Source organism: Roseibium denhamense (genome assembly GCF_009711415.1).
In the GTDB taxonomy this organism is placed as follows: Bacteria; Pseudomonadota; Alphaproteobacteria; order Rhizobiales; family Stappiaceae; genus Roseibium; species Roseibium denhamense.
Genome location: NZ_SMLZ01000060.1, coordinates 5,203 through 5,910, shown reverse-complemented (window position 1 = coordinate 5,910; position 708 = coordinate 5,203). Strand labels below are relative to the sequence as shown.

1 protein-coding gene is annotated in these 708 nt (G+C 50.1%); it reads right to left on the bottom strand.

All coding sequences use genetic code 11. From position 1 onward, the window contains the following. Nucleotides 1-658: UDP-N-acetylglucosamine 2-epimerase (locus E1180_RS00330; RefSeq protein WP_244313913.1), on the bottom strand; the 658-nt coding region annotated here is incomplete at its 3' end. Nucleotides 659-708 lie beyond the last annotated feature (50 nt).

Genomic DNA, 708 nt, shown 5'->3' with positions numbered 1-708 from the left:
GTAGACCTAGGCTTGGAGCCTCGATAATGCCTGCAGAGGAATTGCCAACCATGGCATGGGCATGCCGCAAAAGATTGACGAATGTTTTGCGTGGCAGGAACTTAAAACTGCGGACTCTATCGCACCGCTCAACAAGAGCTTCAATTTCGGACACAATCGCAAAATTTCCTGGATCGGAATTCGGCGCCATGATGACAACGTTAAGGCCGGATGTTTCAAGGATATCGCAGATGGTTCGCATATGAATACGCGCCTCTTCGAAATCTGAGATCGTCGGATGATAAAGGACAACAACATAAGGCTTGCCTTCCCAGCCAACATTTATCTCCTGCTCGAGTTGCTCGCGCGACATGTGTTGAGTTGACAACAAACGATCAATACCTGATGCGCCGACAACATTTATCCGCCAGTTCTCTTCGCCTATACGCTCTAGACGCTGACCACTCAGTTCAGTCGTGACCATATGAAGATGCGACAACTTTGAAACTGCGTGACGGATCGGATTGTCTACATTACCATCTTCCGCATGATCTCCGCCCCCGATATGTACAACAGGAATGTTGTGGTAAACGGCAGATAGGGCCCCAGTTATCGACTCCTCCCGATCACCCATAACCACCAAGAAATCCGGCCTTTTCTCTGCAAAGAGATCAGCCATTCCTGCGATTTGTGTGGCCGCGCCGTGAACCCGGCTCGACAAGCTATCGG